Here is a 23,673-nt window from a genome sequence, read left to right on the forward strand (position 1 = left end):
GCAGGGGAGGGAGCCCAAGCGCGTGTCCCACGCCTGCAAGACAACGCCCCTCCCCCTGCCTGCAGGGGGAGGCTGGGAGGGGGTCGCTCTTACTTGCCTCGCCGCAAGATTGCTTTACCCCTCCCCAACCCTCCCCTGCACGCAGGGGAGGGAGCCCAAGCGCGCGCCCCAAGCCTGCAAGCTAATGCCCCTCCCCCTGCTTGCAGGGGGAGGGAGTCCAAGCGCGCTGGATCGCCACCGCACTCACCATCACGTAGCTGATGATCATCAACAAAAACCACGCACCAAGCTTGGACAGCGGCACCATGCTCCACCCATGCCGCTGCGCCGGATAACGCCACGCCGCCGTGAACGTACCCATGTTCTCGGCCAACCAGATGAACGTCGCCACCAGCAGGAAGCCAAGCAGCAACGGCATCCGCCGATGCACCTGGCGAATGCGGAAATACACCCACGTGCGCCCGAACAATGCCGCCACGGCGAAGAACAGCCACGCGCGCACATCGGGCAGGAAGTGATGCGTAAAAAAGTTCGCGTAGATCGCCATCGCCAGCCACACTGTCGCCGTGAACGGCGGATGCCGCACAAAGCGAAAATCAAACAGCCGCCACGCGCGCGCGATGTAGCTGCCGATCGATGCGTACATGAAACCGGAGAACAGCGGCACGCCGCCGATGCGAAGCAGCGACGCCTCGGGATAAACCCATGATCCCATCGCGGTCTTGAACACCTCCATCGCGGTGCCCGCCACGTGGAACATCAAAATCACTTTCGCCTCCTCGCGGCTTTCCAGCCGCGTGACGATCAGCACGCACTGGATGACCAGCGCGGCCAGCGTCAGGAAGTCATAACGCGCGAGCGCGACCCCATGTGGGTAGAACGCCCAGGTCAGCCACAACAGGCCCACCATGCAGCCGCCGAACAGGCAGGCCGAGGCCTGCTTGACGCCAAAGCACACCAGCTCGTGCAGCGCCACGGCATGGCGGCCGCGCGCACGCGCCCACATCGCCGCGCGATTGTCCCAGTGCCGCAGCCAGTGCAGCCCAACGCCCCGAGGTTTAAACGCGCCGGCATTTTCCATCGACCGCTCCATCCGTGATCGATCGAGCATGCCGCGGCAACAGGCCGCCGCTGGCGCAAAAAGTGGCGGTGCGGTGGCCATTTGCATGCGCTGGGCCGGCAACCGGGCCGCCGGGCGTCACCGGGAACGACCACGCACCCGCTATAATCCCCGGTTTGATACCCACGCCCCCGCGCCTCGCCCAGCCACCCGGGCCGGCCACGCGCACGCCTTCGGAGCCAGCATGCAATACATCTACACCATGAACGGGGTCAGCAAGATCGTTCCCCCGAAGCGCCAGATCATCAAGGACATCTCGCTGAGCTTCTTCCCCGGCGCCAAGATCGGCCTGCTGGGCCTTAACGGCGCGGGCAAATCGACAGTGCTTCGCATCATGGCAGGCGTTGACACCGATTTTCAGGGCGAAGCCCGTCCGCAGCCGGGCATCAAGGTGGGCTATCTGGCGCAGGAACCACAGCTGGATCCGGAAAAAACCGTGCGCGAAGCGGTCGAGGAAGGCGTGTCCGTAGTGCTCGACGCGCAGAAACGCCTGGAAGAGGTCTACGCCGCCTATGCCGAGGAAGGCGCCGATTTCGACAAGCTTGCCGCCGAACAGCAGGAACTGGAAAACGTGCTCGCCGCTAACGACGCGCACGCGCTGGAACGCCAGCTCGAAGTGGCCGCCGACGCGCTGCGCCTGCCGCCGTGGGACGCCAAGATCGGCCCACTCTCGGGCGGCGAGAAGCGCCGCGTGGCGCTATGCCGCCTGCTGCTGTCCAAGCCGGACATGCTGCTGCTGGACGAGCCCACCAACCACCTGGACGCCGAATCGGTGGAGTGGCTGGAGCACTTCCTGCAGGACTACCCCGGCACCGTGGTGGCAGTCACCCACGATCGCTACTTCCTCGACAATGCCGCCGAGTGGATTCTCGAACTCGACCGCGGCCGCGGTATTCCGTGGAAGGGCAACTACACCGAGTGGCTGGAACAGAAAGACCAGCGCCTCAAGCAGGAAGCGCAGCAGGAAAAATCGCGCCAGAAGGCGATCGAGAAGGAACTGGAATGGGTGCGCTCGGCCGCCAAGGGCCGTCAATCCAAGGGCAAGGCGCGCCTGAACCGTTTTGAGGAACTCAATGCGGTCGAATACCAGCGCCGCAACGAAACCAACGAAATCTTCATTCCGCCGGGCGAGCGCCTGGGCCAGGAAGTGATCGAGTTCAAGAACGTCAGCAAATCCTTCGGCGACCGCCTGCTGATCGACGACCTGTCGTTCAAGGTGCCCCCGGGCGCGATCGTCGGCGTGATCGGTCCCAACGGCGCGGGCAAGTCCACGCTGATGAAGCTGATCACGGGCGTGGAGAAGCCCGACCAGGGCGAAGTGAAAATCGGTCATACCGTGAAGCTTGCCTACGTCGACCAGTCGCGCGGCGCGCTCGATTCGAAAAACAACGTGTGGCAGGAAGTCTCCGGCGGCGCGGACATCCTCACCATCGGCAACTTCGAGATCCAGTCGCGCGCCTACATCGGCCGCTTCAACTTCAAGGGCACCGACCAGCAGAAGATCGTGGGCAACCTGTCCGGCGGCGAACGCGGCCGCCTGCACATGGCCAAGACCCTGCTGCAGGGCGGCAACGTGCTGCTGTTGGACGAACCGTCCAATGACCTGGACATCGAAACCCTGCGCGCGCTCGAAGACGCCCTGCTGGAATTCCCCGGCTGCGCCATGGTGATTTCGCATGACCGCTGGTTCCTCGACCGCATCGCCACGCACATCATCGCTTTCGAAGGCGACTCGCACGTGGAATTCTTCCCCGGCAACTACAACGAATACGAAGCGGACAAGAAGCGCCGCCTCGGCGACGAAGCGGCCAAACCGCATCGCGTGAAGTACAAGAAACTGGCGTGACGCACCCTGCCCCTCTCCCTCATCCTTGGTAAAGATGGGAGAGGGGGCTCGGGATGCCGGGCCACAGTTGCCCGGACTTCGCCGGAAGCGAACGCGCACCGATCGATCCACATCGCAAGATTGGCCTCCCTCCCCATCCCCTTTTTCATGGGGGATGCGGTGAGGGAGCAAAAAACCAGGAGCCTTCGATGCACTTCATGCCATCCCTGCAACAAGCATGGACCCGCAACAACTCCCTGGTCTGCGTCGGCCTGGATCCGGAACCGGCGAAATTCCCGGCACACCTGCAAGGCCGCCCCGATGCGGTATTCGAATTCTGCAGCGCCATCGTTGATGCCACCGCCGACCTGGTGTGCACCTACAAGCCTCAGATCGCGCACTTCGCCGCACTGCGCGCGGAAGAAACGCTCGAACGCCTGATCGCGCACATCCACGCAAGACATCCCGGCGTGCCGGTCATCCTCGATGCCAAACGCGGCGACATCGGCAGCACCGCGCAGCACTACGTCACCGAAGCGTTCGATCGCTACGGCGCCGACGCCGTTACGCTCAACCCTTACCTCGGGCGCGATTCGGTGCAGCCTTTCCTCGATCGCGCCGACAAGGGCGTGATCCTGCTCTGCCACACCTCCAATCCCGGCGCCGCCGACCTGCAGGATCTTAACGTCGGCGGCAAGCCGCTCTACCAGCACGTGGCGCAGATCATTGCGCGCGACTGGAATACGCACGGCAATTGCGCGCTGGTCACCGGTGCCACCTGGCCCGAACAACTGGCCCAAGTACGCGCGCTGGTGGGCGAGGTCCCGCTGCTGGTGCCCGGCATCGGCGCGCAGGGCGGCGACGTGGAAGCGGTGGTTCGCAACGGCCGCACGGCTGCCGGCAGCGGGCTGATGATCAGCTCCTCGCGCGCGATTCTCTACGCCGGCAGCGGCGAGGATTTCGCTGATGCCGCACGCCAGGCCACGCTGGATCTGCGCGCGCTCATCAATCAACACCGCCAGCTTTGACCGGCTGAATCGAGACCCGGTAAGGGCCCGCACCGCGGCCGGACTGCCCCTGCTGGCGATTTCTCCGCGGTGCCCGCGCCTCCCGTGCGCGCCCGCTTGCCACGGCCTGCCGACGATCGCCATGCAAGCGGCATGGAAGGTCGGCATGGCCCACAACCAAGTGCGATACCGCGTTTCTTTGGCCTCCAACCCGCCGGCCCATCCCCAAAGCCCGGCTGCTATGTCAGTATTTCGAGCGGAGAGTCGGCGCATCGCCGATCGTCAACCATGCGCAGGGAACGTATGCCGGCATCGAATGAGTGGGATCGGAACGTGGTCGCAAGAACGCTTGGATGGGTGCGCAAGTTGTCGCTGGCATGTTGCCTGATTGCAATCTCGGTGGGCCTGGCCGGCCGCGCCGACGCGGCCAGCCCCGACCCGACCCTGGCCGCGAAGATCAACGCGGCGACCTTCGAGGTGGTGATCCCCAAGGCGGTCAACGATCCGCTGACCTATGAAAAGCCGCTGCCGCTCGACCTGCTGCCCTATCAGGAACGCACCGACAAGTATTTCTCGGTCGGCACCGCCTTTGCGCTGGGCAACAACCGCTATGTCACCGCCGGCCACGTGCTGATGGTCGGCATCGGCGACCTCACCGGGCCGCCCGCGCTGCGCGACGCGAACGGACACGTCTATGCCATCGACAAAATCCTCAAGTTCTCGCTGCAGCAGGATTTCGTGATGTTCTCGCTCAAGACGCCGCCGGACACCGCCACGCTGGAAACCAACACCAAGCCGGAGGTCAACAGCGTGGTCTATGCGGTGGGCAACGCGCTGGGCACGGGCGTGGTGATCCGCGATGGCCTCTACACCTCCGATACGCCGGAAGAAGAAAACGGCCGCTGGAAGTGGATGCGTTTCTCCGCCGCCGCCTCGCCCGGCAACAGCGGCGGTCCGCTGCTCGACCAGAACGGCAAGGTCATCGGCGTGGTGCTGATGAAGTCGGCCAACGAAAACCTCAACTATGCATTGCCGATCGGCGAAGTGCTCAACGCATCGGATCGGCTGGCGATAATGGACAGGCGCATGTCCTACCAGTTGGACGTGCTCGACTACGATCAGACCGGCAGCTTCAAGGCGCAGTTTCCGCTACCCAAGAGCTACGACGACTTCAGCGCCCAATATCTGAAACTGCAGTACGCCTACAACGAACAGCAACTCAAGGCGCTGCTGCAACAGCAGGCATCGGATCTGTTTCCCAACGGCGCAGGCTCCAACCAGATCCTGCATGACACCCCGGAACTGAGCCTTTTCCCGGAACTGATCGTGCATAACCGCAGCGGCCAGTGGGGTTATGCGGGCCACGAAATCAACCGCGTACCGCTCACCGGCAATGGCTATATCGCCAGCGGCTATGAAGGGCACAACTTCCTGATCCATCTGCGCCGCCCCGACGACATGAAGGCCGCCACCTTCTACGGCGACCCGAAGGCCATGATGGATCTGATCCTCAAGACCGGCTACTGGTACCGCCAGGTCGGCCCGGAAAAAATCAAGATCACCTCGATGGGCAAGCCCACCGTCGATACCGCCTATACCGATAGCTGGCAGCGGCACTGGCAGGTATTCATCTGGCCCGAACCGCACATCAATGCCGAAGTGGTCATGTTCGCGCTGCCGGTCACCGACGGCTACGCCATCATGATGCGCATGAACCCCTCGGTGGTCACGCACGACAGCCTGGCCGACATGAAAGCGTTGACCGATTTCTTCAACGTCGACTACGGCGGCACGCTGGCCCAATGGAAAGACTTCCTGGCCAATCGCGCGCTGTTGCCCGACGTGCTGAAAAACACGCGCATCGACGTCGACTACGGCAAGCGCTTGAGCTACGACGCGGACAACATCAGCTTCAGTTACCCGTCTTCGGTGCAGGCGGTCGATCCGGACAACCTGCTATCGGTCGGCGTGGGCTATTACAAGAAAAACGACAAGTACGTGCTGGAACCGGGCTACGTGCAGGTTCGCCTTAACAACACCGATCCGGACCGGATCAGCGTACGGCGCCACATCGCGCCCAGCGCCGATCTCGACGACCAGTACAAGCAGAACTGGGGCAAGCTGTTGCACAAGCAACATCCCTACGACGGCGTGGCGTACAACGACGGCGACGAGATGGATATCGCCAGCGTCGTCGCTCCCCCGGGCAACGACGCTCCCACCGAGCTGTATACGGCCTTCTATGGCACGCAGGGCGCGCACAAACCCCAGGACATGAAAGCCAAGCTCGATTCGATCACCCAGAATTTCAAAATCAAATCGCCCTGACTCGCGCGGGCATGCAAGCGAAGGCCTGCATGCCCGCGTTTCAAGCCTTTTCGCCGGAAGCCGCACCCGGCATGGCGAGCCTTGCAGGCGCGCGCGGCTTGCCCAACCACGCACCAAGCCAGCGCTCGCCGGGCAGCGAGATCGCGCGCGCCACGCCTGCGCCGAGCAACCAGCACAAGGGCACCGCCGGCAGGTACCACAACACCCCCCACCTCATATCGCCACCGCAGGCGTGGAACACTCGCACCAGCCCCATTACCACGAACATGTGACTGAGATAGATTTCATAGCTCAAGCGGCCGAACGAGCGCAGCCAGTCCAATCCGCGCCATGGCAGCCATGGGCCTGCTGCTTGGCGCCATTGCAAACCGACCAGCAGGCACATCACCGACACCGTCAGCAACAACAGGCAGGCATCGCGCAGCGCCGGCCACAGCCACGGCTCTATCAACAAGATCGCCGCCAGCCCAAGACAGCCCGCCTCGATCCATGCCCGTATCGCCCAACGCTGGCGCGGCTGCCAGTGCCACGCCAGCCATGCGCCGAGCACGCCGGCGGCAATCGCCGCCATGCCCGGCAGATATGCCTTTTCCTGCCAGATCTCGTTGCCCGCCAGCGCCGCATGCGTCCACGGCAGCGACAGCGCAAGCACGCTCAGCAGCGGCACCAGCAACCACGTGCGACGCACCAGCAGGCATACCAGCGGAAAGCCGAGATAGAACACTTCCTCGATGGACAGCGACCACAGCACGTCCCAATTGCCGGGCAGATAGCCATGGTGGCCCTCATACCAGTTCAGATGCAGGCCCAGCGCCGCAAGCAAGGCCCGCGGCAACGTCTGCCCCTGGCGCTGGATCAGGTAATCGTGCACGCCCAGCCCATGCAACACGCTGAGCACCAGCAGCAACACCAACAGGCACGGCACGATGCGCGCAAAGCGCCGCGCGTAGAACGCCCGCGCGTCCAGCCGACCTAGCCCGCCCCAGCGCCGCAGCGCGTTGCCGGTAATCAGGAAACCGGAGATCACAAAAAAGACGAAGACCGATTCGTAGCCGTTGTAATTGATCGCATTGAGCACGAACAGCGGCACGTAGCCGGCGAGTACGCCGTGCCTGAGCGGCAGGCGCAGGCCGATGTGATGCAGCAGCACCAGCAGGATCGACAAGCCGCGCAACAGATCGATGCCCGGATTTCGCGGCCCCGGGCTTGGCGTCTTCACGCCGCTCTTCGCCGCGCCCGATAGCTTGTCCATCCTGGTCCCCGTGGCCCATGGGCCGATAATGGCCAGCCCATGCCTCCCGCGCAAGCGAGATGGCCTGACATAATGCCCCGTCCCTTCGAAAGGAAAGCCGCGTGAGTCTTTGGTTTCTAATGTTTCTGAGCGTGCTGCAAGGCGTGACGGAATTGTTTCCGGTCAGCAGCCTTGGCCATACCCTGCTCGTGCCCGGACTGCTGGGCATGCACATCGACAAACATGCGCCGCAACTGATTCCGTTTCTGGTCGCCCTGCACCTGGGCACGGCACTGGCGCTGCTGGTGTATTTCCGTCGGCGCTGGGTGGCTTTGGTGCGCGGCTTTTTCGGATCGCTGGCCGGGCGCCACAATGACGACGGCCACCTGATGTGGTCGCTGATCATCGGCACCGTCCCCGCCTGCGTGGCCGGGCTGCTGCTGGAGAAGCGGCTGGAGCTGGTGTTTCGCGATCTTCGCATCGTCGCTTTCGCACTGATCGCCAACGGTGTGCTGCTGTGGCTGGGCGATCGCCTGCAACGCACGCGCGCGCACAAGGCGCCGGAGAAGCTGAGCTTTCGCCAGGCCTTCCTGGTTGGCATGGCGCAGATCGGCGCGCTGATTCCCGGTTTCTCGCGCAGCGGCCTCACCATGATCGCCGGCTCCGCCACCGGGCTGGACAAGGAAAAAGCCGCGGAATTTTCCTTCCTGCTCGGCACTCCGATCATTCTTGCCGCCGGCGTGCTGGAATTGCCCAAGCTGTTCCACGCACCCGGACAGCTGGCCGACGCCATGCTCGGCGGCGTGTTGACTGCGGTTGCCGCGTGGCTCAGCTTGAAGTTCCTGATGAGCTACTTTGAGGGCCGCGGGCGGCTGGCTACGTTCGGCACGTACTGCATCATTGCCGGCGCCGCGTTCCTGGGCTGGTTCCTGCTTCATCCGCAGCCGGTGTGAACCTGTGCGTGGCGCCTGCGGCCTTGTCGCCGCAGGCGCATGCGCAGCCGGTCACTCGTCGGCGCCGGGGTCCATGCCGGGAAACAGCACTTCGGTAAAGCCGAACTTGGTGAAGTCGGTAATGCGCGAGGGATATAGCCGGCCAATCAGGTGATCGCATTCATGCTGCACCACGCGCGCATGGAAGCCTTCGGCGGTACGATCGATCCGCTCGCCCTTGGGATCGACGCCCTCGTAGCGGATCAGCGAATACCGGCTGACCGCGCCACGCAGGCCCGGCACCGAAAGACAGCCTTCCCAGCCTTCATCCATGTCCTGCGACAGCGGCGTAATGACCGGATTGAGCAGGATGGTGCGCGGCACCGGCGGCGCATCCGGATAACGCTCGGAACTATCGAAGCCGAAAATGACCAGCTGCAGATCGATGCCGATCTGCGGCGCGGCCAGTCCCACGCCGCCGGCGTGATGCATGGTTTCGAACATGTCGGCGATCAGCGCGTCCAGCTCAAGGCTGCCGATCATGTCGTCCGGTACCGCCGGGGCGACGCGCAGCAGACGTGGATCGCCCATTTTCAGAATTTCGCGGATCATGCATACCTCGCGCGCGCAGTGCTCATGTTTTTGTACTGTGGCCGGAACGGCACGAACACAAGCCTCCCACAGGCTGATGACAACGCCAACCGGGCGTATCGCCCCGCATGCTGCAGCGCCACGCCCGCCACCGGCGGAGGGGCGGCGAAGTTGCTGAACGATCCGATACCCACCCGCTGGAAAAGGCCGGCCATGTCCGCATAAAGGCCATGGCCCTTCCCCATTTCCGAACCGTTAAATGAAGGATGCTCCGATCCGTGCTTCGCAGGTGGCATGATGCCCAGAAGGCCCGCAGGCGGTGTTGCGCGGCACCGGTAAGACTGGCCGTCTTGCCAAACCCTGCGGCACGGCCTGCGGGCCTTCTGGACATCACCCCATCAAGTAAAATTCAAAGTGCTGGGGCCCGCTGTGTCCGTCCACATGCCACAGGGCGGATGACACCTGCGAAGCACTGACCAGAACATCCTTAACTTCACGCACGCCCGTGACCGACCTTCTATGTCCCCCAGCGACCACCGCATCAGCCAACCAAGTTCCGAGATTGAAGCCCAGCACAGCCTCGGCTTGCGCATCATCGCCATCTACAAGGCCATCAAGACGGTCTGCCTGATTTGTGTGGCAATGGTGGCGTTCGGCCTGCGCCAGGAGCAGAACTTCGAGCGCCTGGTGCATTCTCTGGAGCATTTGTCGCTGACCGATACCAGCGGCCTGCGCTGGCGCCTGGTCGAACTGCTGGAGCTGATGGGGCCCAGCAAGTTCGTGGCCGTCGGCATCGTGGCGCTGGCCTATGCGGCGATCTTTGCCACCGAGGGCACTGGCCTGTGGCTGCGCAAACATTGGGCCGAATGGTTCACCGTCATCGCCACCGGTTCGCTGGTGCCGGTGGAAGCGTACGAAGTGCTGATGCGCTTCAACTGGTTGAAGCTGGCTGCCTTGATCGCCAACGTCGCCATCGTGGTTTACCTGGTGCGCCTGGCCTTGCAGCCGAGGGCCGCCAAGAGCGACCAACCGCTCCCGGCGCGGACCACGCCCATAGTGTGAACAGGCCCCAGGGCCCAGGGATGCCCTGATCTATTCCGCGCACCCGTCACCGCAGCGTATGCGCGTATCGCAACGCACGAAGTCTTCGGTGCAAGCGTTCGATGCGCACGGCTGCCCGCGAGCATCCGTGGCGCCTGCCGCACCGACCGCCGATGGCGCAACGGGGAGGCTTTCCTGCGAGGCTTCCCATCGCGCAATGTCTTCCCGGGTGAACGTCAGCGCCATGCCTTGCTGGGTGTTGAACACCGGGGCAGGCTCGCAACCGCAAAGGTTGACGTCACCGTCCAGCGCGAACATCTGCTCAGGCCCGAGGCTGCGTACACCCCGGGGCGCGATGAGGCCCCGCTGTCCGCACTGGCTGCAATAAGTGGCCATGCCGACGGCTGCCATCCGGCGACCGCGATAAGCCTTGCCGGTGGCTTCGAGGATCACCGCCCCGCCAGCCCTGTCACCTACGCAAAGTACGTACCTGATCAACATGCGGGAACACTCACCAAGCGATGAACCCCGCATCGATATCACGTAGGCATTCCCATGTATGTCGGCGTTACCCGACGGAATCTGGGACATTCCCTACACGGACCAAGGCGTCCACACGGCGCCCAGGCACGGGTTTCGCCGTGACGAGCAAGCACTCTCCCGCAACACCCATAAGCTTGGCGAGAGCCAGCTCAAACTTCGTGATGCACGGCCTCCGCCGGCAGCTTCCCCTGCGCCGTGGCACGCGGCACCAGCTCCACCAGGTACATGGCGGCGAGCACCAGTCCACCGCCGCACAGCATGCGCCAGGTCAGTGCGTCGCTCCCGAACGCGACCGCGAAACCTGCGGCAAATACAGGCTCGGTCGTCATCACGATCGCCGCGCGCGTGGCCGGCAGATGCGCCTGCGCCCAGGTCTGCATCAGCATGGCGCCGGCGCCGGCCACCAGCGCCATGTAGAGCACCGCCAGCCATGCGCTTGGATCGGGCGGCAGCGTGGGGCCGCCATGGTTGGCCGTGGCCAGCAGGCACACCAGCGCGATCACCAGCATCTGCACGGCCGACAGGCCCAACGCGTCACCCGCGCGCGACCAGCGGCCAAGCGCCACAATGTGCAAGCCATAGAGCAAGGCCGCCAGCAGTGTAAGCCACACGCCGGTATCCACCGACAGACCGTTGAGCGACAGCAGCGCGAGCCCGAGCGTGGCCAGCGCCACCGCCAGCCACACGGCGGCAGGCAGGCGCTCACGCAGCAGCAAGGTCGCCAGGATCGGCGTGAACACCACATACATGCCGGTGACGAAACCGCTGACGCTGGGCGATATCAACGCCAGCCCCCACGTCTGCAGCAACTGCCCCACGCCGTACAGCGCGCCCAGCAGCAGGCCGCGCAACAGCTGCGTGCGCCCCAGGCGCGCGACTTGACGATGGAACACGGCGAACATCGCGATCGCCGCCACGATAAAACGCACGGCAAGAAAATCGGCCACCGGCATGCGTGCGACGAGATCCTTGATCAGCACGAAGGTAGAACCCCACACCGCCGTCATCGCCAGCAGACCGATCGTCGCCAGCGTGCCGGTGCGCGATACCGCCGTCATCGCTTGGCCATCCGCGCCAACTGCCCCGGAATCTGCAGCAGGAAATGCACCCACAGCCCCAGCCAGACGGTCGCGGCGACGTGCGGCTTCTGCGCAGCCGGATCGAACTTGCCGAACCAGCGCCACATGCCGCGATGCTTGTGATAGCTCACGAACACCGGACGATGCCGGCTCGATCCGCCCTTGCCATGCAACACGCGCACATCACCGGCCAGCAACACGCGCCAGCCGCCGTCGCGAGCGCGCCGGCAGATATCCAGGTCTTCGCAATGCAGGAAATACTTTTCGTCGAAGCCGCCGAGCCAGTCGAACACGCGGCGCGGCATCAGCATCACCGCGCCGGAAATCGCCTCGGCCTCGACCACATGGTCGGGCATGTCGCCCTCGATGTTCACGCCCTCGCCGTCGCCGTCGCGCTTGAACAGGGTAGACAAGGCACGCGCCATGACCGGATCGCGCCGGTACGAGGCCGGATCGGGCACGCCCTTGGCATCGCATACCACCGCACCGATCACGCCCACCTTGCGCTCGCTGGCCAGCACGGCCAGCAGGCGCTGCAGGGCCGACTCCTGCAGCAGGCAATCGGGATTGAGGATCAACAATGCCTCGCCGCGGGCCTGCGCGGCCGCCAGATTGATGGCCGGGCCGAAACCGAGATTGGCGTGGTTGTAGATCACCGTAAGGCGCGGATCCTTCTCTCTCGCACGCGCGATCGCCTGCGGCATGCCATCGGTGGATTTATTGTCGATCAGCAGCAATTGGAGCGGCATGGAGCATGCCAGCACGCTATTGACGCAATCGCGCAGGCTCGGGCCGCTGTCGGCAGCAACGACGATGACGGTAAGCGCCGGTGTAGCGGTATCGAGTGCTGACATGATGACCTTGCAACGATGGACACGAAAGCGTGCCGAACAAAACCTTGTCTATTCCTCGGCCCGATCCTGGCCGAGCACATGCGAGAGCGGCAATGGCGCGTGATCCTCGCTGCGTGTGAGCCACGCCTCTTGCGCGTGCCATCCATACAGTTGCCAGCCACGCAACCGGTACTGTCTGTCGTGATCGCGATCGTACAGCACAACGCCACGTCCGGCAGCGATCGGGAAGGCCAGCCAGCGCTGTCCCGGCGCAATGGAAACCCGGGCTTGGACGCGCTCGACCGTGAAACGTTCCCCGACGCGCCAGCTGTCTTCGCCCAGCCGCGTTACATCCATCGGTAAGTCCCCAAGATCGCCTTCCGGGTTGATCCATACCGGCACATTCAATTCGATGATGGCGGGGATCGGCCCGACCGGTGCCAGGGCCAGTTCGCGCCACTCCGGCGACGCAGCCGCCAGCGCCGCATCGCGCCGCGGCTTGCGCTCCCGCCACGACTCCAGCAGCACCAGCAGCGAAAAACCCAGCAGAGCCACCAGCAAGGTCAAGGTGAGTCCAAGCACGTGACCGCCGAAGGCGCGATAACTGGCCACCAGCAAACCGGCGAAGCCCCAGCGCAGAGCACGGCGAAACACAGCGGCGAAGCGGCGCAGGCGCGGCACCTGCGCCCATTGGATCGCGGCCAGCGCCAGCAGCGGCGGCAGATCGATCCACCATGGCAGGCACGCCAGCAACAAACCCCATGCGATGGCCCACCACCAGCTGGGCCATCGACGCACGGTAGCGGCAAGACTCAGCCGCACCACACCCTGGCGTTGCGGAACATGCGCATCCACGGCGAATCCTCGCCCCAGGATTCGGGCCGCCAGCTCATCTGCACGCTACGGAACACGCGCTCGGGATGCGGCATCAGGATGGTCACGCGGCCATCGGCCGCGGTGAAGCCGGCCAGACCGCCTGGCGAACCGTTCGGGTTGAGCGGGTAGTTCTCCGCGGGCTTGCCGCGGCTGTCGACGAAGCGCAGCGCGCCGCCAGCCTTGCCGGGGTGGGAGGCTTGCGTGAAGCTCACGCGTCCTTCGCCATGCGCCACCACCACCGGAATGCGCGAGCCGGCCATGCCCTTGAACAGGATGCTGGGCGAATCGATGATTTCGACCGTGGCCAGACGCGCTTCGTACTGTTCGGAGGCATTGCGCAGGAACTGCGGCCAATGCTGCGCGCCGGGAATGATGTCCTTGAGCTGGCTGAGCATCTGGCAGCCGTTGCACACGCCCAGCGCGAAGCGGGTGGGGTCGGCAAAGAACGCCGCGAACTGCGCACGCAGCCGTTCGTTGTAGAGGATCGACGTGGCCCAGCCGCGGCCGGCGCCGAGCACGTCGCCGTAGGAGAAGCCGCCGCACGCCGCAAAGCCGCGGAAATCGTCGAGTTTGATGCGCCCGCCGGCGAGGTCGGACATATGCACATCCACCGCGTCGAAACCGGCGCGCGTAAACGCCGCCGCCATTTCCACCTGGCCGTTGACGCCCTGCTCGCGCAGCACCGCCACGCGCGGGCGCGCGGAGGCCTTGATGTAAGGCGCGGCGACGTCTTCGGCGGGATCGAAGCTCAGCTTGGGCGAGATGCCCGCGTCGGCATCGTCGATGCGCCATGCAAGTTCCGCATCGGCGCTGGCCGGGTTGTCGCGCAGGCGCTGCATCGCGTGGCTGGTTTCATTCCACGCCTTGAACAACTGCGTCCAGTTCCACTTGAACAGCGTGTCGCCATTGAGGAACAGCTTGATGCCCAGCTTTTCTTTCGGACGGCCGATGCGATGGCTCATGCCGGCCAGGCCATACTTGACCAGCAACGCCTCGAACGCTTCGCGATTGGCAGCGGCCACCTGCATCACCGCGCCGAGCTCTTCGTTGAACAGCGCTTGCAGCGTCGCTTCGGCCCAGCCGTCGAGCGTGATTTCCAGGCCGCAATGGCCGGCGAAGGCCATCTCGAGCAAGGTAACGATGGCGCCGCCATCGGAACGGTCGTGATAAGCCAGCAGCAAACCGCCGCGATTGGCCTCCTGCACCAGATCGAACAGGGCCTTCAGATGCTTGGCGTCGTCCAGATCCGGCGGCACGCCGCCCGCGCGGTTGAACACCTGCGTGAGCGAGGAGCCGCCAAGGCGCGCGCGTCCCGCGCCAAGATCCACCAGCCACAGATCGCAGTCCCCCCGATCGAGCCGAAGCTGCGGGGTGAGCGTGCGGCGCGCATCGCTGACGCGCGCGAAACCGGTGATGACCAACGATACCGGCGCGACGGTGCGCTGCGGCGTGTCGCCGTCTTTCCATACCGTCTGCATGGACAGCGAATCCTTGCCGACCGGGATGGAAATATCCAGTTCCGGGCACAGCTCCATGCCGACGGCCTTGACCGCGTCGAACAGCGCCGCGTCTTCGCCCGGGTGATTGACCGCGGCCATCCAGTTCGCCGACAGGCGCACCTCGCCAAGATCATCGATGGCTGCCGCCGCCAGATTGGTGATCGCCTCGCCCACCGCCAGGCGTGCGGCGTCGGCGCTGTTGAGCAGGGCCACCGGCGCGCGCTCGGCCATCGCCATCGCCTCGCCCTTGTAGCCCTCGAAATCCAGCAGCGTGACGGCGCAATCGGCCACCGGCACCTGCCACGGACCGACCATCGGATCGCGCGCGCACAAGCCGCCCACGGAACGATCGCCGATGGTGATGAGGAAGCTCTTGCTGCCTACGCTGGGCAGGCGCAATACGCGCATCAGGGCCTCGTCCAGGCCGATGCCGCTGAGATCGGGCACCACGTCGATGCGCGGCTTGATGCGTTTGGCATCGCGATGCATGCGCGGCGGTTTGCCGAACAGCACATCCATCGGCAGATCAATGACGCTCAGCTTGCGGCGCGGATCGGTTACCCGCAGCACGCGTTCCTGCGTGGCCGTGCCGACCACGGCGTAAGGACAGCGTTCGCGCTCGCAGTACGCTTCGAATTCCGGGAGGTCCGCGGTGGCGATGGCCAGCACGTAGCGTTCCTGCGATTCGTTGCTCCACACCTGCATTGGCGAGAGCGAGGGGTCGTCGCAAGGTACTTTGGAAAGGTCGATGTCGCCGCCGACGCCGGCATCGTTGAGCAGTTCCGGAATCGCGTTGGACAAACCGCCCGCGCCCACGTCGTGGACGCTGACGATCGGATTGTGCTCGCCGCGCGACCAGCATGCGTCGATGACCTGCTGGCAGCGGCGCTCCATTTCGGCGTTGTCGCGCTGCACGGAGGCGAAATCCAGCTCCGCGCTCGATGCGCCGGACGCTACCGACGAAGCCGCGCCGCCGCCCAGGCCGATCAGCATCGCCGGGCCGCCCAGCACGATCACCGCATGGCCCGGCTGCACGTCGCGCTTCTGTACGTGCTCGCGGCGGATGTTGGCCAGGCCGCCGGCGATCATGATCGGCTTGTCGTAACCGCGACGCACGCCGGCTTCGCCGGTTTCATGCTCGTACGTGCGGAAATAGCCGCCAAGGCACGGACGGCCGAATTCGTTGTTGAACGCGGCGGCGCCCAGCGGCCCGTCGCGCATGATCTCGAACGCGCTGGCCATGCGCGGCGGCAGCGGACGCTCCACTTCCCACGGCTGCGGATGGCCGGGAATGCGCAGGTCCGACACGGAAAAACCGGTCAGCCCGGCCTTCGGCTTGGCGCCACGACCGGTGGCGCCTTCGTCGCGGATTTCGCCGCCCGCGCCGGTGGCCGCGCCGGGCCATGGTGCGATCGCGGTCGGGTGATTGTGCGTTTCGACCTTGATGGCGTAGTCGATGCGCTCTTCGCTGGCGCGCCACACACCATCCTGGCCGCTGACCAAACGCTTGCCGTCATGGCCTTCGATGACCGCGGCGTTGTCCTTGTAGGCCGACAACGTGTGCGCGGGCGAATGCTGGTGCGTGTTCTTGATCATGGCGAACAGGCTCTTGTCCTGCGCCTGGCCATCCAGCGTCCAGCTGGCGTTGAACACCTTGTGGCGGCAATGCTCGGAATTGGCCTGCGCGAACATGAAAAGTTCGGCATCGGTGGGATCGCGGCCGAGTTCCGCATAGCGCGCGGCCAGGTAGTCGATCTCATCGTCCGCCAGGGCCAGGCCCAGCGAGGCATTGGCCTTGTCCAGCGCCGCGCGCGGATCGCCGCCCAGCGCGATATGCACCAGATCGCCTGGCTGACCGGCCAGGAACAGGCCCTGCGCCTGGTCCAGGCCGGTAAGCACCGACTGCGTCATCGCATCGTGCAGTACCGCCAGCACCTCCTGATAACGCGCGTCGTCGGCCGCGGGCAACCCGCTGACCTGCCAGGCCGTGCCGCGCTCGACGCGGCGCACGTCGAAACCGGCGCCGTGCAGGATGTCGGTAGCCTTGCTGGACCATGGCGAGATTGTGCCCAGGCGCGGCACTACCCATAGCGAAGCCGCCGCGGGCGGGCCGTCGCGGGCCTCCAGCACCTCAAGCAGATGCTTGCGCTGCTCGCCTTCCGGCGCGGCGGCGGCATCGATGAAATAGACGAACCAGGACGCCTGCAGCCGGACACCGCGATGCAAGGCATGCAGGCGGGCGTTGAGACGTTCCAGGCGAAAAGGCGAGAGGGCGCTCTGCCCGTCGAGTGCGATCATTGCGGGGGAAAAGGCGCTAAGCGGTGGATTGCAATAGTGTACCTTAGACCCCTACTTCGGCGCTAAACCACCCGTTCCCCGGCCCCGCACGCGTGCGTGACCCGGCGCCGGGCGCCGGCATGTGCGCCCTGCAAACCAAGCGCTTGCGCCTAGATCCCATGGCAAAGACGCATGAAGCGCGCGAAGCGCGGCTTGCCGCCGGAGGTCGTGCCCTGGTAGCGGAACGTCACCACGCTACCCACGGGCGGCGGATGGCGGCGCAGTTCGTCGGTAAAGCCGGTGCCGATGCGAAAACGCGTACCGTCGGGCATTTCCACCAGCAACGCGCCCATCATGCCGGCGTACTTGCCCTTACCGGGCAGTTGCTGGATCACGCGCGCCTCGGCATCGTCGAAGGGCTTGAGCTTGAGCATGTCCTCGCTGCGGCCGGCGCGGTAAAGCGAAGACCCCCGATGCAACACCAGGCCTTCGCCGCCAGCGCGCACGGTATCGTCCAACTGCTGCTTAAGCTCGGTTTCGCCACTCACTTTGTGTTGCCGCACCGCCTGCACCCATGGCGCGTCGATCTGCGCGACCAACTGCCGGAGCGCGGGAAGGCGCTGGTCGAACGGACCGGGCTGACCGGGCGCGTCGAACACCATGAAATGCATATGACGCCAGGCATCGTCACTGGCCGGTTGCTGGCGAATGGTGGCGGAGGCGAGATCAAACTGGCCGCGCCCGGCCCACAACTCGCCATCCAGCGGCGTTTTCGGCCAATGCGCGGTGAACCATGCAGGCGGACGAATAACGGTACCGCCGCGCGTAAGCAGCTTTTCGCCGTCCCAGTAGCCGCGCACGCCATCGTATTTTTCGCTGACCCAGTACTCGCCGAGCGCGGCGCCGGCATGATAGAGGCTGGGCAGCATCACCGGCGCTTCCGATACGGCGGATGCGTGCGCCGGGTTGACGGCAAGGCCGATCAGAAACGGCAGGGCGCGCAGCACCGCCGTGGTTCGTGCAGATTTCCGCATGGCACATCCCTGTGTGGCCTCCACGAGGCCGGATCAGGGACATTGTTGGCGCGCGCCTGTGCGGCGTCGATCAGTCAACCGCCCGTCGCGGAGTGCTCCTTCACCGCTTCGAGCATGTCCGTCGGCGACAGGTAGCCGCCGATCAGCGTGCCGTCCTCGGCATACACCGAGGGCGTGCCGGTGACGCCGAGCTTCAGCCCCAGGTCGAATTCATCCTTCACCGGGTTCTTGCAGGTCATCGGTTTCGGATCGCGACCCTTCTTCGCGGCGGTGAAGGCGTTGTTGCGATCGCTGGCGCACCAGATCGAGACCATTTCGTTATAGGTCGATGTGAGCTTGCCGTCGTCGCCGATCACGCCCGAGCGCGGCCACGCCAGGTATTGCACCGCGATGCCTTCCTTGTTCAGTGCATCGATCTGGCTGTGAAGGACGCGGCAATACGGACAGGTCACGTCGGTAAACACCGTCACCGTGTATTTTGGATGCGCGGGCGCGAACACGATGCGGTCGGACACCGGCACCTTCGCAAGCTCGGCCTTGCGATAGGCCGCCCAGGCGTCTTCGGTGAGACTGCCGCCTTTGACGCCATCGATCAGGTCGCCGTTCATCACGTACTTGCCGTCTGCGCTGACGTAAACAAGATGGCCGGAGGCGATCACCTGGTAAAAACCGGGCAGCGGCGCCGGCGTCACCTGGTCGATGACGGCCCGGGGCACCAGCCGCTGGATGGTCTGCCGCACGATGTTTTCGGGCGTGGAAGCCACCGGCGGCGCCGACACGGTGGCTTGAGCGATGGCCACGCCTGCCTGCAGGGCGAGTACGCCGGCGCACAGCGTCAACCAGATCTTCTTCGACATCACAACCTCACAGCATGCCGGCCTCACGCGCGCTTGCGTACCGGAAGGGCTTCAATTATCGCACAGTCGCGTTAGCACTCTGTGCGCTCAGCCACGCGGATGGTGCTGGGCGTGCAGCCGTTTCAGGCCTTCCTTGGCGACCAGCGTATAAATTTGCGTGGTGCTCAGGGCGCTGTGGCCCAGCAGCATCTGCAGGGCGCGCAGATCCGCGCCGTGATTGAGCAAGTGCGTGGCGAAGGAATGCCGCAGCACGTGCGGGGAGATGCGCTTGGCGTTGATGCCGACCGACAGGGCGTAGCGCTTCACCAGTGTCCAGAACATCTGGCGAGTCATGCCTTCGCCGCGCTTGCTGAGAAACAGCGCCGCCGGCTGCCGGCCCTTGGCCAGCACCGGCCGCGCCGCGGCAAGGTAGGCCTGGATGCGTTCCAGCGCCACCTCGCCGACCGGCACCAGACGGTCCTTGCCGCCCTTGCCGGTAATGCGCAGCACGCCCTGGCGCGGATTCAAGGCGGCGAGCGGCAACTCGACCAGTTCCGAAACGCGCAGGCCCGAGGCGTACATCAGTTCCAGCATGGCGCGGTCGCGCAGGCCCAGCGTGGTCGATACATCCGGCGCGTCCAGCAGCCCTTCGATCTCGCGCTCGGACAGCGCCTTGGGCAGGCTGCGCGGCATTTTCGGCCGTTCGATCAGCAGCGTGGGATCGTCCAACCCCGGCTCCTCGCGCGCCAGCGCGGCGTAGTAGCGGCGAAATGCCGATTGCCGGCGCGCCATCGAGCGCACCGCCACCGGCTGCGAGCCATGGAAAGCCGACAGATCCTCGCGCCGCGCCGTGCGCAAGCGCCGCCCGCGCCCGGCCAGCCAGCGCGCCAGTGTTTCCAGGTCGCGGCGGTAGGCTTCCAGTGTGCGTTGGGCCAGGCCGTCCTCGGACCAGACGCGTTCAATGAAGGCGTCGATATCCTGCACGTCGGCGTCGGCGATGGTGATGCTCGGTTTCATGTATGCGATGCTGGGTGTTGCGCGCGTGCCATGCAAGCCATCGGGCGATCCTCTTTCCACGATCTCAAACTATGACCGCAGCCCCATGATCCCGGCCAACACCACCGACGTCGTCTGCCCGCTTTGGCGCCGCTTGATGGCGCTGCTGTATGACGTGGTCGCGGTGATCGCCATCGTGATGGTGGTGGGGCTGCTGTGCCAACTGGCCACGCACGGGCAACTGATCGCCACCGGCGGCCAGGTGCGCATTGCGCCGTGGTACCAGCCGCTGCAGGCGTTGGTGGTTGCGGCCTATTTCGTCGTGTCGTGGCGGCGTGGCGGGCAGACGCTGGGCATGCGCCCCTGGCGCATCCGCGTGACCGCGCGCAACGGTGCGCAACCGTCGCTGCTGCAGGCGTGCGTGCGCGTAATGACGGCCGCACTGCCCTTGTTGCTGCTGTTGCTGGCACCGGCCCTGGGTCTGCATGTGGCGCTATGGGCGCTCGCGGCGACGTGGACGGTCTGGTTCGCGGTGGCGCTGTTCGATTCGCGCCGCCGCACCATGCACGATCTGGCCGCCCGCACCGAAATCCGCCGGATCGGCTAGAAAAATCAGCCCCGGTTGACTCGACTTATTCCTAAAATACGACAACAAATCCGCAAGTCATTGATCTGTAAAGGGTCAAATTTCTGACGCATTGCAGCATTACAGTGCATATCGAGTTATCATGCAGCTTTGAACCGTCGGTCACGTTCTTATGCTTTATCAGCTCCATGAATGGCAACGCGCCTTCCTCGGCCCCATGAGCCATTACGCCGAGGCCAGCGCCCGTCTGCTTACCGATCCCAGCAGTCCGTTCGCCAGCATGCCCGGTGCGCAGCGCATGGCCGCTGGTTATGAACTGATCCACCGCCTTGGCAAGGATTACGAGAAGCCGGCCTTCGGCATTCACAGCATCACCAATCCGCAGGGCAACCAGATCGCCATCGTCGAGCGCATCGATCTGGAGACGCCGTTCTGCCAGCTGCGCCGCTTCAAGCGCTTCAGCGACGATCCGGACACCATCGAGAAGATGAAAACCGAGCCGGTGGTGCTGGTGGTGGCCCCGCTGTCGGGTCATCACGCCACGTTGCTGCGCGATACCGTGCGCACGCTGCTGCTCGATCACAAGGTGTACATCACCGACTGGATCGACGCGCGCATGGTGCCGGCCGCCGCGGGCACGTTCCATCTGGACGACTATGTGGCGACGATCGAGCAATTCATCCGCCACATCGGCGCCGAATCGCTGCATGTGATCTCGGTGTGCCAGCCGACCGTGCCGGTGTTGGCGGCGATTTCGCTGATGGCCGCGCGCGGGGAAGCCACGCCGCGCAGCATGACGATGATGGGCGGCCCGATCGATCCCCGCCGCAGCCCCACCCAGGTCAACAACCTGGCGACGACGCAGCCGCTGAGCTGGTTCAAGGGCAATGTCATCCATACCGTGCCGGCCAATTATCCGGGGCATGGCCGCGAGGTGTATCCGGGCTTCCTGCAGCACGCCGGCTTCATTGCCATGAATCCCGGCCGCCATCTGAATTCGCACTGGGATTTCTATCTCAACCTGCTGCGCGGCGATCAGGACGACGCGCAGACGCATCGCAAGTTCTACGATGAATACAACGCCGTGCTGGACATGCCGGCGGAGTATTACCTGGACACCATCAACACCGTATTCCAGCAGTTCCTGCTGCCGCGCGGATTGTGGGATGTGAACGGCGAACGCGTGAACCCCGCGGCGATCAAGCGCACCAGCCTGCTGACCATCGAAGGCGAACTGGATGACATCTCCGGCATCGGCCAGACCGAAGCCGCGCATGACCTGTGCACCGGCATCCCCGCCGGGCGCCGCGCGCATCGCGTGATCGAGGGCGCGGGCCACTACGGCATTTTCAGCGGCCGCCGCTGGCGCGAAGTGGTGTATCCGCAGGTACGCGACTTCATTCGCCGCTCCGATCTGGCGCTGGTGTCCAAGCGCGCCTGATCGTTCAGTCTTTTCGCAGACGCCCTCTCCCCGAACGGGAGAGGGCCGGCGCTCAAGCGGCGAAAAACGTCTTGAACGCTTCGATCACGCGTGCAACGCCGTCGTCGTCGATATCCAGATGCGTCACCAGCCGCAGCGTCGGCAGATAACCGATGCTGATACGCACCGAAGCGGCGCGCAGGTGTGCATCGAGTTCGCGCAGGCGGTCGGCGGGCACGTCAACGAAGACCATGTTGGTATGCAGCCCCAGCACGTTGACGCCGGGAAGCTCACGCAGGCCGTCGGCCAGCCGCGCCGCGCGCGCATGATCGTCCGCCAGGCGCGCCACGTGATGATCCAATGCATACGCGCACGCCGCGGCAAGCATGCCGGCCTGGCGCCAGCCGCCGCCGGTGACCTTGCGCCAGCGGCGCGCCTTGTCGATCAACGCGGCCGAACCCACCAGCACCGATCCGACCGGCGCGCCCAGGCCTTTGGACAGGCACACCGATACGCTGTCGAAATGCTGCGCGATATCCCTTGCCGGCACGCCGCCAGCCACGGCGGCGTTGTAGAGCCGCGCGCCATCCAGATGCAACGCCAGCCCGCGTTCGCGCGCAACGTCGCGCGCGGCGCGTAGATAGCTCATGGGCAGCACGCGGCCGTGCCAGGTGTTTTCCAGCGCCAACAGACGCGTGCGCGCGAAATGCGGATCGATCGGCTTGATCGCTGCCACCACCTTTTCCAACGGCAGCGAACCATCGACATCGTGCGCGATCGGCTGCGGCTGAATCGAACCGAGCACGGCGGCGCCGCCGCCTTCGAATTTGTACGTGTGCGCATCGGCACCGACGAGGTACTCGTCGCCGCGCTCGCAATGCGACATCAGCGCCAGCAGGTTCGACTGCGTACCCGAGGGTACGAACAAGCCCGCCTCGAAGCCAAGCTCGCCGGCCAGGCGCTGCTGCAACGCGTTGACGGTGGGGTCTTCGCCGTAGACATCGTCGCCGACCTCGGCATCGAGCATCGCCGCGCGCATGGCGGGCGTGGGCCGCGTCACCGTATCACTGCGCAGATCGACCCAGTTCATGCCGCACCTCAATACTCGCGAAAGAATGCATCACTTTGCCGGTCGCGGCGCGCGCCGGCAAGTCATCCTGGTCCGCTTTTGACTTCTTGCCATGCGGCGGGCGGCAGGATCGCGAACAGGCCTTCGCGCCGGGTGCGCCGGGCCAGGCGCAACAACGCGTCGTCGCGCGTCAGCAAGGCCGCCGCGCCGGACGCGTGCGCCAGCTCCAGGAATTTCTGATCGTCGCGGTCGCTGCAGCGAGGCAGCACGACCTCGCCGCGCATGGCCAGATCCGGCCCGTGCAGGCAACGCACGCGGGCATCGAAGGCCTGCATCGCCCGCACGCGCTTGTCCCGGCTCAACTTCAGTTGCGGATAAGCCAGCACGGCTTGCCATTCCGCGCGGCAGTCTTGCCGCGTCACCAGTTCGATCTGGCCGGCATGCACAGCGGCAAGCAACGAAGCGCACTGGGCATCGCCGAACACGAACAAGTCCAGGCAGACATTCGTGTCCGGCACGAAGCGTGGCGTGGGCGACATGATGCCGCCCG

The 23,673-nt window shown here is 65.1% G+C and carries 20 protein-coding genes; 7 read left to right on the forward strand and 13 right to left on the reverse strand.

Annotated features, from left to right (window positions below; translation table 11 throughout):
* Window positions 1-181: 181 nt before the first annotated feature.
* Window positions 182-1,081 (reverse strand): DUF817 domain-containing protein, encoded by a 900-nt coding sequence (locus VME63_RS17565; RefSeq protein WP_325434724.1) that lies wholly within the window; start codon window positions 1,079-1,081, stop codon window positions 182-184.
* Window positions 1,082-1,304: 223 nt separating this feature from the next.
* Here VME63_RS17565 and ettA point away from each other — a divergent pair, with 223 nt between their 5' ends.
* The 3 genes from ettA (at window position 1,305) to VME63_RS17580 (ending at window position 6,280) form a co-directional block, all read left to right on the forward strand.
* Window positions 1,305-2,966, forward strand: coding sequence for an energy-dependent translational throttle protein EttA (gene ettA, locus VME63_RS17570; RefSeq protein WP_325434726.1), 1,662 nt, complete (start codon window positions 1,305-1,307; stop codon window positions 2,964-2,966).
* A gap of 188 nt (window positions 2,967-3,154) precedes the next feature.
* Window positions 3,155-3,973, forward strand: a complete 819-nt coding sequence (gene pyrF, locus VME63_RS17575) for an orotidine-5'-phosphate decarboxylase (RefSeq protein WP_325434728.1) — start codon at window positions 3,155-3,157, stop codon at window positions 3,971-3,973.
* A 312-nt stretch (window positions 3,974-4,285) separates the two neighbouring features.
* On the forward strand, window positions 4,286-6,280 hold the full coding sequence (locus VME63_RS17580; RefSeq protein WP_325434729.1) for a S1 family peptidase: 1,995 nt from the start codon (window positions 4,286-4,288) through the stop codon (window positions 6,278-6,280).
* A 40-nt stretch (window positions 6,281-6,320) separates the two neighbouring features.
* On the opposite strand, the gene VME63_RS17585 is transcribed toward VME63_RS17580, so the two are convergent.
* Window positions 6,321-7,532: an acyltransferase gene (locus VME63_RS17585; protein WP_325434731.1), complete on the reverse strand. Its 1,212-nt coding sequence runs from the start codon at window positions 7,530-7,532 to the stop codon at window positions 6,321-6,323.
* A 101-nt stretch (window positions 7,533-7,633) separates the two neighbouring features.
* On the opposite strand from VME63_RS17585, the gene VME63_RS17590 reads away from it, so the two are divergent.
* Window positions 7,634-8,464, forward strand: a complete 831-nt coding sequence (locus VME63_RS17590) for an undecaprenyl-diphosphate phosphatase (RefSeq protein ID WP_325434733.1) — start codon at window positions 7,634-7,636, stop codon at window positions 8,462-8,464.
* Between the two features lie 51 nt (window positions 8,465-8,515).
* Here VME63_RS17590 and def read toward each other — a convergent pair whose 3' ends face one another.
* Window positions 8,516-9,055, reverse strand: a complete 540-nt coding sequence (def, locus tag VME63_RS17595) for a peptide deformylase (RefSeq protein ID WP_325434735.1) — start codon at window positions 9,053-9,055, stop codon at window positions 8,516-8,518.
* A 498-nt stretch (window positions 9,056-9,553) separates the two neighbouring features.
* Here def and VME63_RS17600 point away from each other — a divergent pair, with 498 nt between their 5' ends.
* The gene (locus VME63_RS17600) at window positions 9,554-10,096 is read left to right on the forward strand and encodes a DUF2127 domain-containing protein (protein WP_325434736.1); all 543 of its coding nucleotides are present in this window, start codon (window positions 9,554-9,556) and stop codon (window positions 10,094-10,096) included.
* Window positions 10,097-10,126: 30 nt separating this feature from the next.
* Here the strand turns inward: VME63_RS17600 and VME63_RS17605 are convergent, their stop codons facing one another.
* The 8 genes from VME63_RS17605 to xerD all read right to left on the reverse strand — a co-directional run bounded on the left by VME63_RS17605 (window position 10,127) and on the right by xerD (window position 20,069).
* The gene (locus VME63_RS17605) at window positions 10,127-10,528 is read right to left on the reverse strand and encodes a hypothetical protein (protein WP_325434738.1); all 402 of its coding nucleotides are present in this window, start codon (window positions 10,526-10,528) and stop codon (window positions 10,127-10,129) included.
* A 239-nt stretch (window positions 10,529-10,767) separates the two neighbouring features.
* Window positions 10,768-11,676, reverse strand: coding sequence for a DMT family transporter (locus tag VME63_RS17610; protein ID WP_325434740.1), 909 nt, complete (start codon window positions 11,674-11,676; stop codon window positions 10,768-10,770).
* A complete protein-coding gene (locus tag VME63_RS17615) occupies window positions 11,673-12,551 on the reverse strand; it encodes a glycosyltransferase family 2 protein (RefSeq protein ID WP_325434741.1) in 879 nt (292 codons plus the stop codon). The genes VME63_RS17610 and VME63_RS17615 overlap by 4 nt, the downstream gene beginning before the upstream one ends.
* 48 nt (window positions 12,552-12,599) lie before the next feature.
* Entirely contained in the window at window positions 12,600-13,385 is a 786-nt protein-coding gene (locus tag VME63_RS17620; RefSeq protein ID WP_325434743.1) for a hypothetical protein, read from the reverse strand.
* Entirely contained in the window at window positions 13,343-17,203 is a 3,861-nt protein-coding gene (gene purL, locus VME63_RS17625; RefSeq protein ID WP_325434744.1) for a phosphoribosylformylglycinamidine synthase, read from the reverse strand. Before purL ends, VME63_RS17620 begins: the two co-directional genes overlap by 43 nt.
* Window positions 17,204-17,352: 149 nt before the next feature.
* On the reverse strand, window positions 17,353-18,216 hold the full coding sequence (locus VME63_RS17630) for a DNA ligase (protein WP_325434745.1): 864 nt from the start codon (window positions 18,214-18,216) through the stop codon (window positions 17,353-17,355).
* 74 nt (window positions 18,217-18,290) lie between these two features.
* Entirely contained in the window at window positions 18,291-19,073 is a 783-nt protein-coding gene (locus tag VME63_RS17635; RefSeq protein WP_325434747.1) for a thioredoxin fold domain-containing protein, read from the reverse strand.
* An 87-nt stretch (window positions 19,074-19,160) separates the two neighbouring features.
* Entirely contained in the window at window positions 19,161-20,069 is a 909-nt protein-coding gene (gene xerD, locus VME63_RS17640; RefSeq protein WP_325434749.1) for a site-specific tyrosine recombinase XerD, read from the reverse strand.
* A gap of 85 nt (window positions 20,070-20,154) precedes the next feature.
* On the opposite strand from xerD, the gene VME63_RS17645 reads away from it, so the two are divergent.
* On the forward strand, window positions 20,155-20,655 hold the full coding sequence (locus VME63_RS17645) for an RDD family protein (protein ID WP_325434750.1): 501 nt from the start codon (window positions 20,155-20,157) through the stop codon (window positions 20,653-20,655).
* Between the two features lie 151 nt (window positions 20,656-20,806).
* Window positions 20,807-22,075, forward strand: coding sequence for a polyhydroxyalkanoate depolymerase (locus VME63_RS17650; RefSeq protein WP_325434751.1), 1,269 nt, complete (start codon window positions 20,807-20,809; stop codon window positions 22,073-22,075).
* Between the two features lie 52 nt (window positions 22,076-22,127).
* Here the strand turns inward: VME63_RS17650 and ltaE are convergent, their stop codons facing one another.
* Together ltaE and VME63_RS17660 are read right to left on the reverse strand one after the other, a co-directional pair.
* Complete coding sequence (ltaE, locus tag VME63_RS17655) at window positions 22,128-23,144, reverse strand: low-specificity L-threonine aldolase (protein ID WP_325434753.1); 1,017 nt, start codon at window positions 23,142-23,144, stop codon at window positions 22,128-22,130.
* Window positions 23,145-23,206: 62 nt separating this feature from the next.
* Entirely contained in the window at window positions 23,207-23,662 is a 456-nt protein-coding gene (locus VME63_RS17660; RefSeq protein WP_325434755.1) for a PIN domain-containing protein, read from the reverse strand.
* Window positions 23,663-23,673: the final 11 nt, after the last annotated feature.

This window comes from Dyella sp., assembly GCF_035503745.1.
Classification (GTDB): Bacteria; Pseudomonadota; Gammaproteobacteria; order Xanthomonadales; family Rhodanobacteraceae; genus Dyella_B.

Excerpts from the sequence above, each read along its gene's own strand:
- def (WP_325434735.1), bottom strand. The coding sequence starts at position 9,055 with ATGATCCGCGAAATTCTGAAAATGGGCGATCCACGTCTGCTGCGCGTC.
- ltaE (WP_325434753.1), bottom strand. The coding sequence starts at position 23,144 with ATGAACTGGGTCGATCTGCGCAGTGATACGGTGACGCGGCCCACGCCC.
- VME63_RS17600 (WP_325434736.1), top strand. The coding sequence starts at position 9,554 with ATGTCCCCCAGCGACCACCGCATCAGCCAACCAAGTTCCGAGATTGAA.
- VME63_RS17630 (WP_325434745.1), bottom strand. The coding sequence starts at position 18,216 with ATGCGGAAATCTGCACGAACCACGGCGGTGCTGCGCGCCCTGCCGTTT.
- VME63_RS17565 (WP_325434724.1), bottom strand. The coding sequence starts at position 1,081 with ATGGAAAATGCCGGCGCGTTTAAACCTCGGGGCGTTGGGCTGCACTGG.
- VME63_RS17660 (WP_325434755.1), bottom strand. The coding sequence starts at position 23,662 with ATGTCGCCCACGCCACGCTTCGTGCCGGACACGAATGTCTGCCTGGAC.
- VME63_RS17615 (WP_325434741.1), bottom strand. The coding sequence starts at position 12,551 with ATGTCAGCACTCGATACCGCTACACCGGCGCTTACCGTCATCGTCGTT.
- VME63_RS17610 (WP_325434740.1), bottom strand. The coding sequence starts at position 11,676 with ATGACGGCGGTATCGCGCACCGGCACGCTGGCGACGATCGGTCTGCTG.
- VME63_RS17585 (WP_325434731.1), bottom strand. The coding sequence starts at position 7,532 with ATGGACAAGCTATCGGGCGCGGCGAAGAGCGGCGTGAAGACGCCAAGC.
- xerD (WP_325434749.1), bottom strand. The coding sequence starts at position 20,069 with ATGAAACCGAGCATCACCATCGCCGACGCCGACGTGCAGGATATCGAC.
- pyrF (WP_325434728.1), top strand. The coding sequence starts at position 3,155 with ATGCACTTCATGCCATCCCTGCAACAAGCATGGACCCGCAACAACTCC.
- VME63_RS17645 (WP_325434750.1), top strand. The coding sequence starts at position 20,155 with ATGATCCCGGCCAACACCACCGACGTCGTCTGCCCGCTTTGGCGCCGC.
- purL (WP_325434744.1), bottom strand. The coding sequence starts at position 17,203 with ATGATCGCACTCGACGGGCAGAGCGCCCTCTCGCCTTTTCGCCTGGAA.
- VME63_RS17635 (WP_325434747.1), bottom strand. The coding sequence starts at position 19,073 with ATGTCGAAGAAGATCTGGTTGACGCTGTGCGCCGGCGTACTCGCCCTG.
- VME63_RS17650 (WP_325434751.1), top strand. The coding sequence starts at position 20,807 with ATGCTTTATCAGCTCCATGAATGGCAACGCGCCTTCCTCGGCCCCATG.
- ettA (WP_325434726.1), top strand. The coding sequence starts at position 1,305 with ATGCAATACATCTACACCATGAACGGGGTCAGCAAGATCGTTCCCCCG.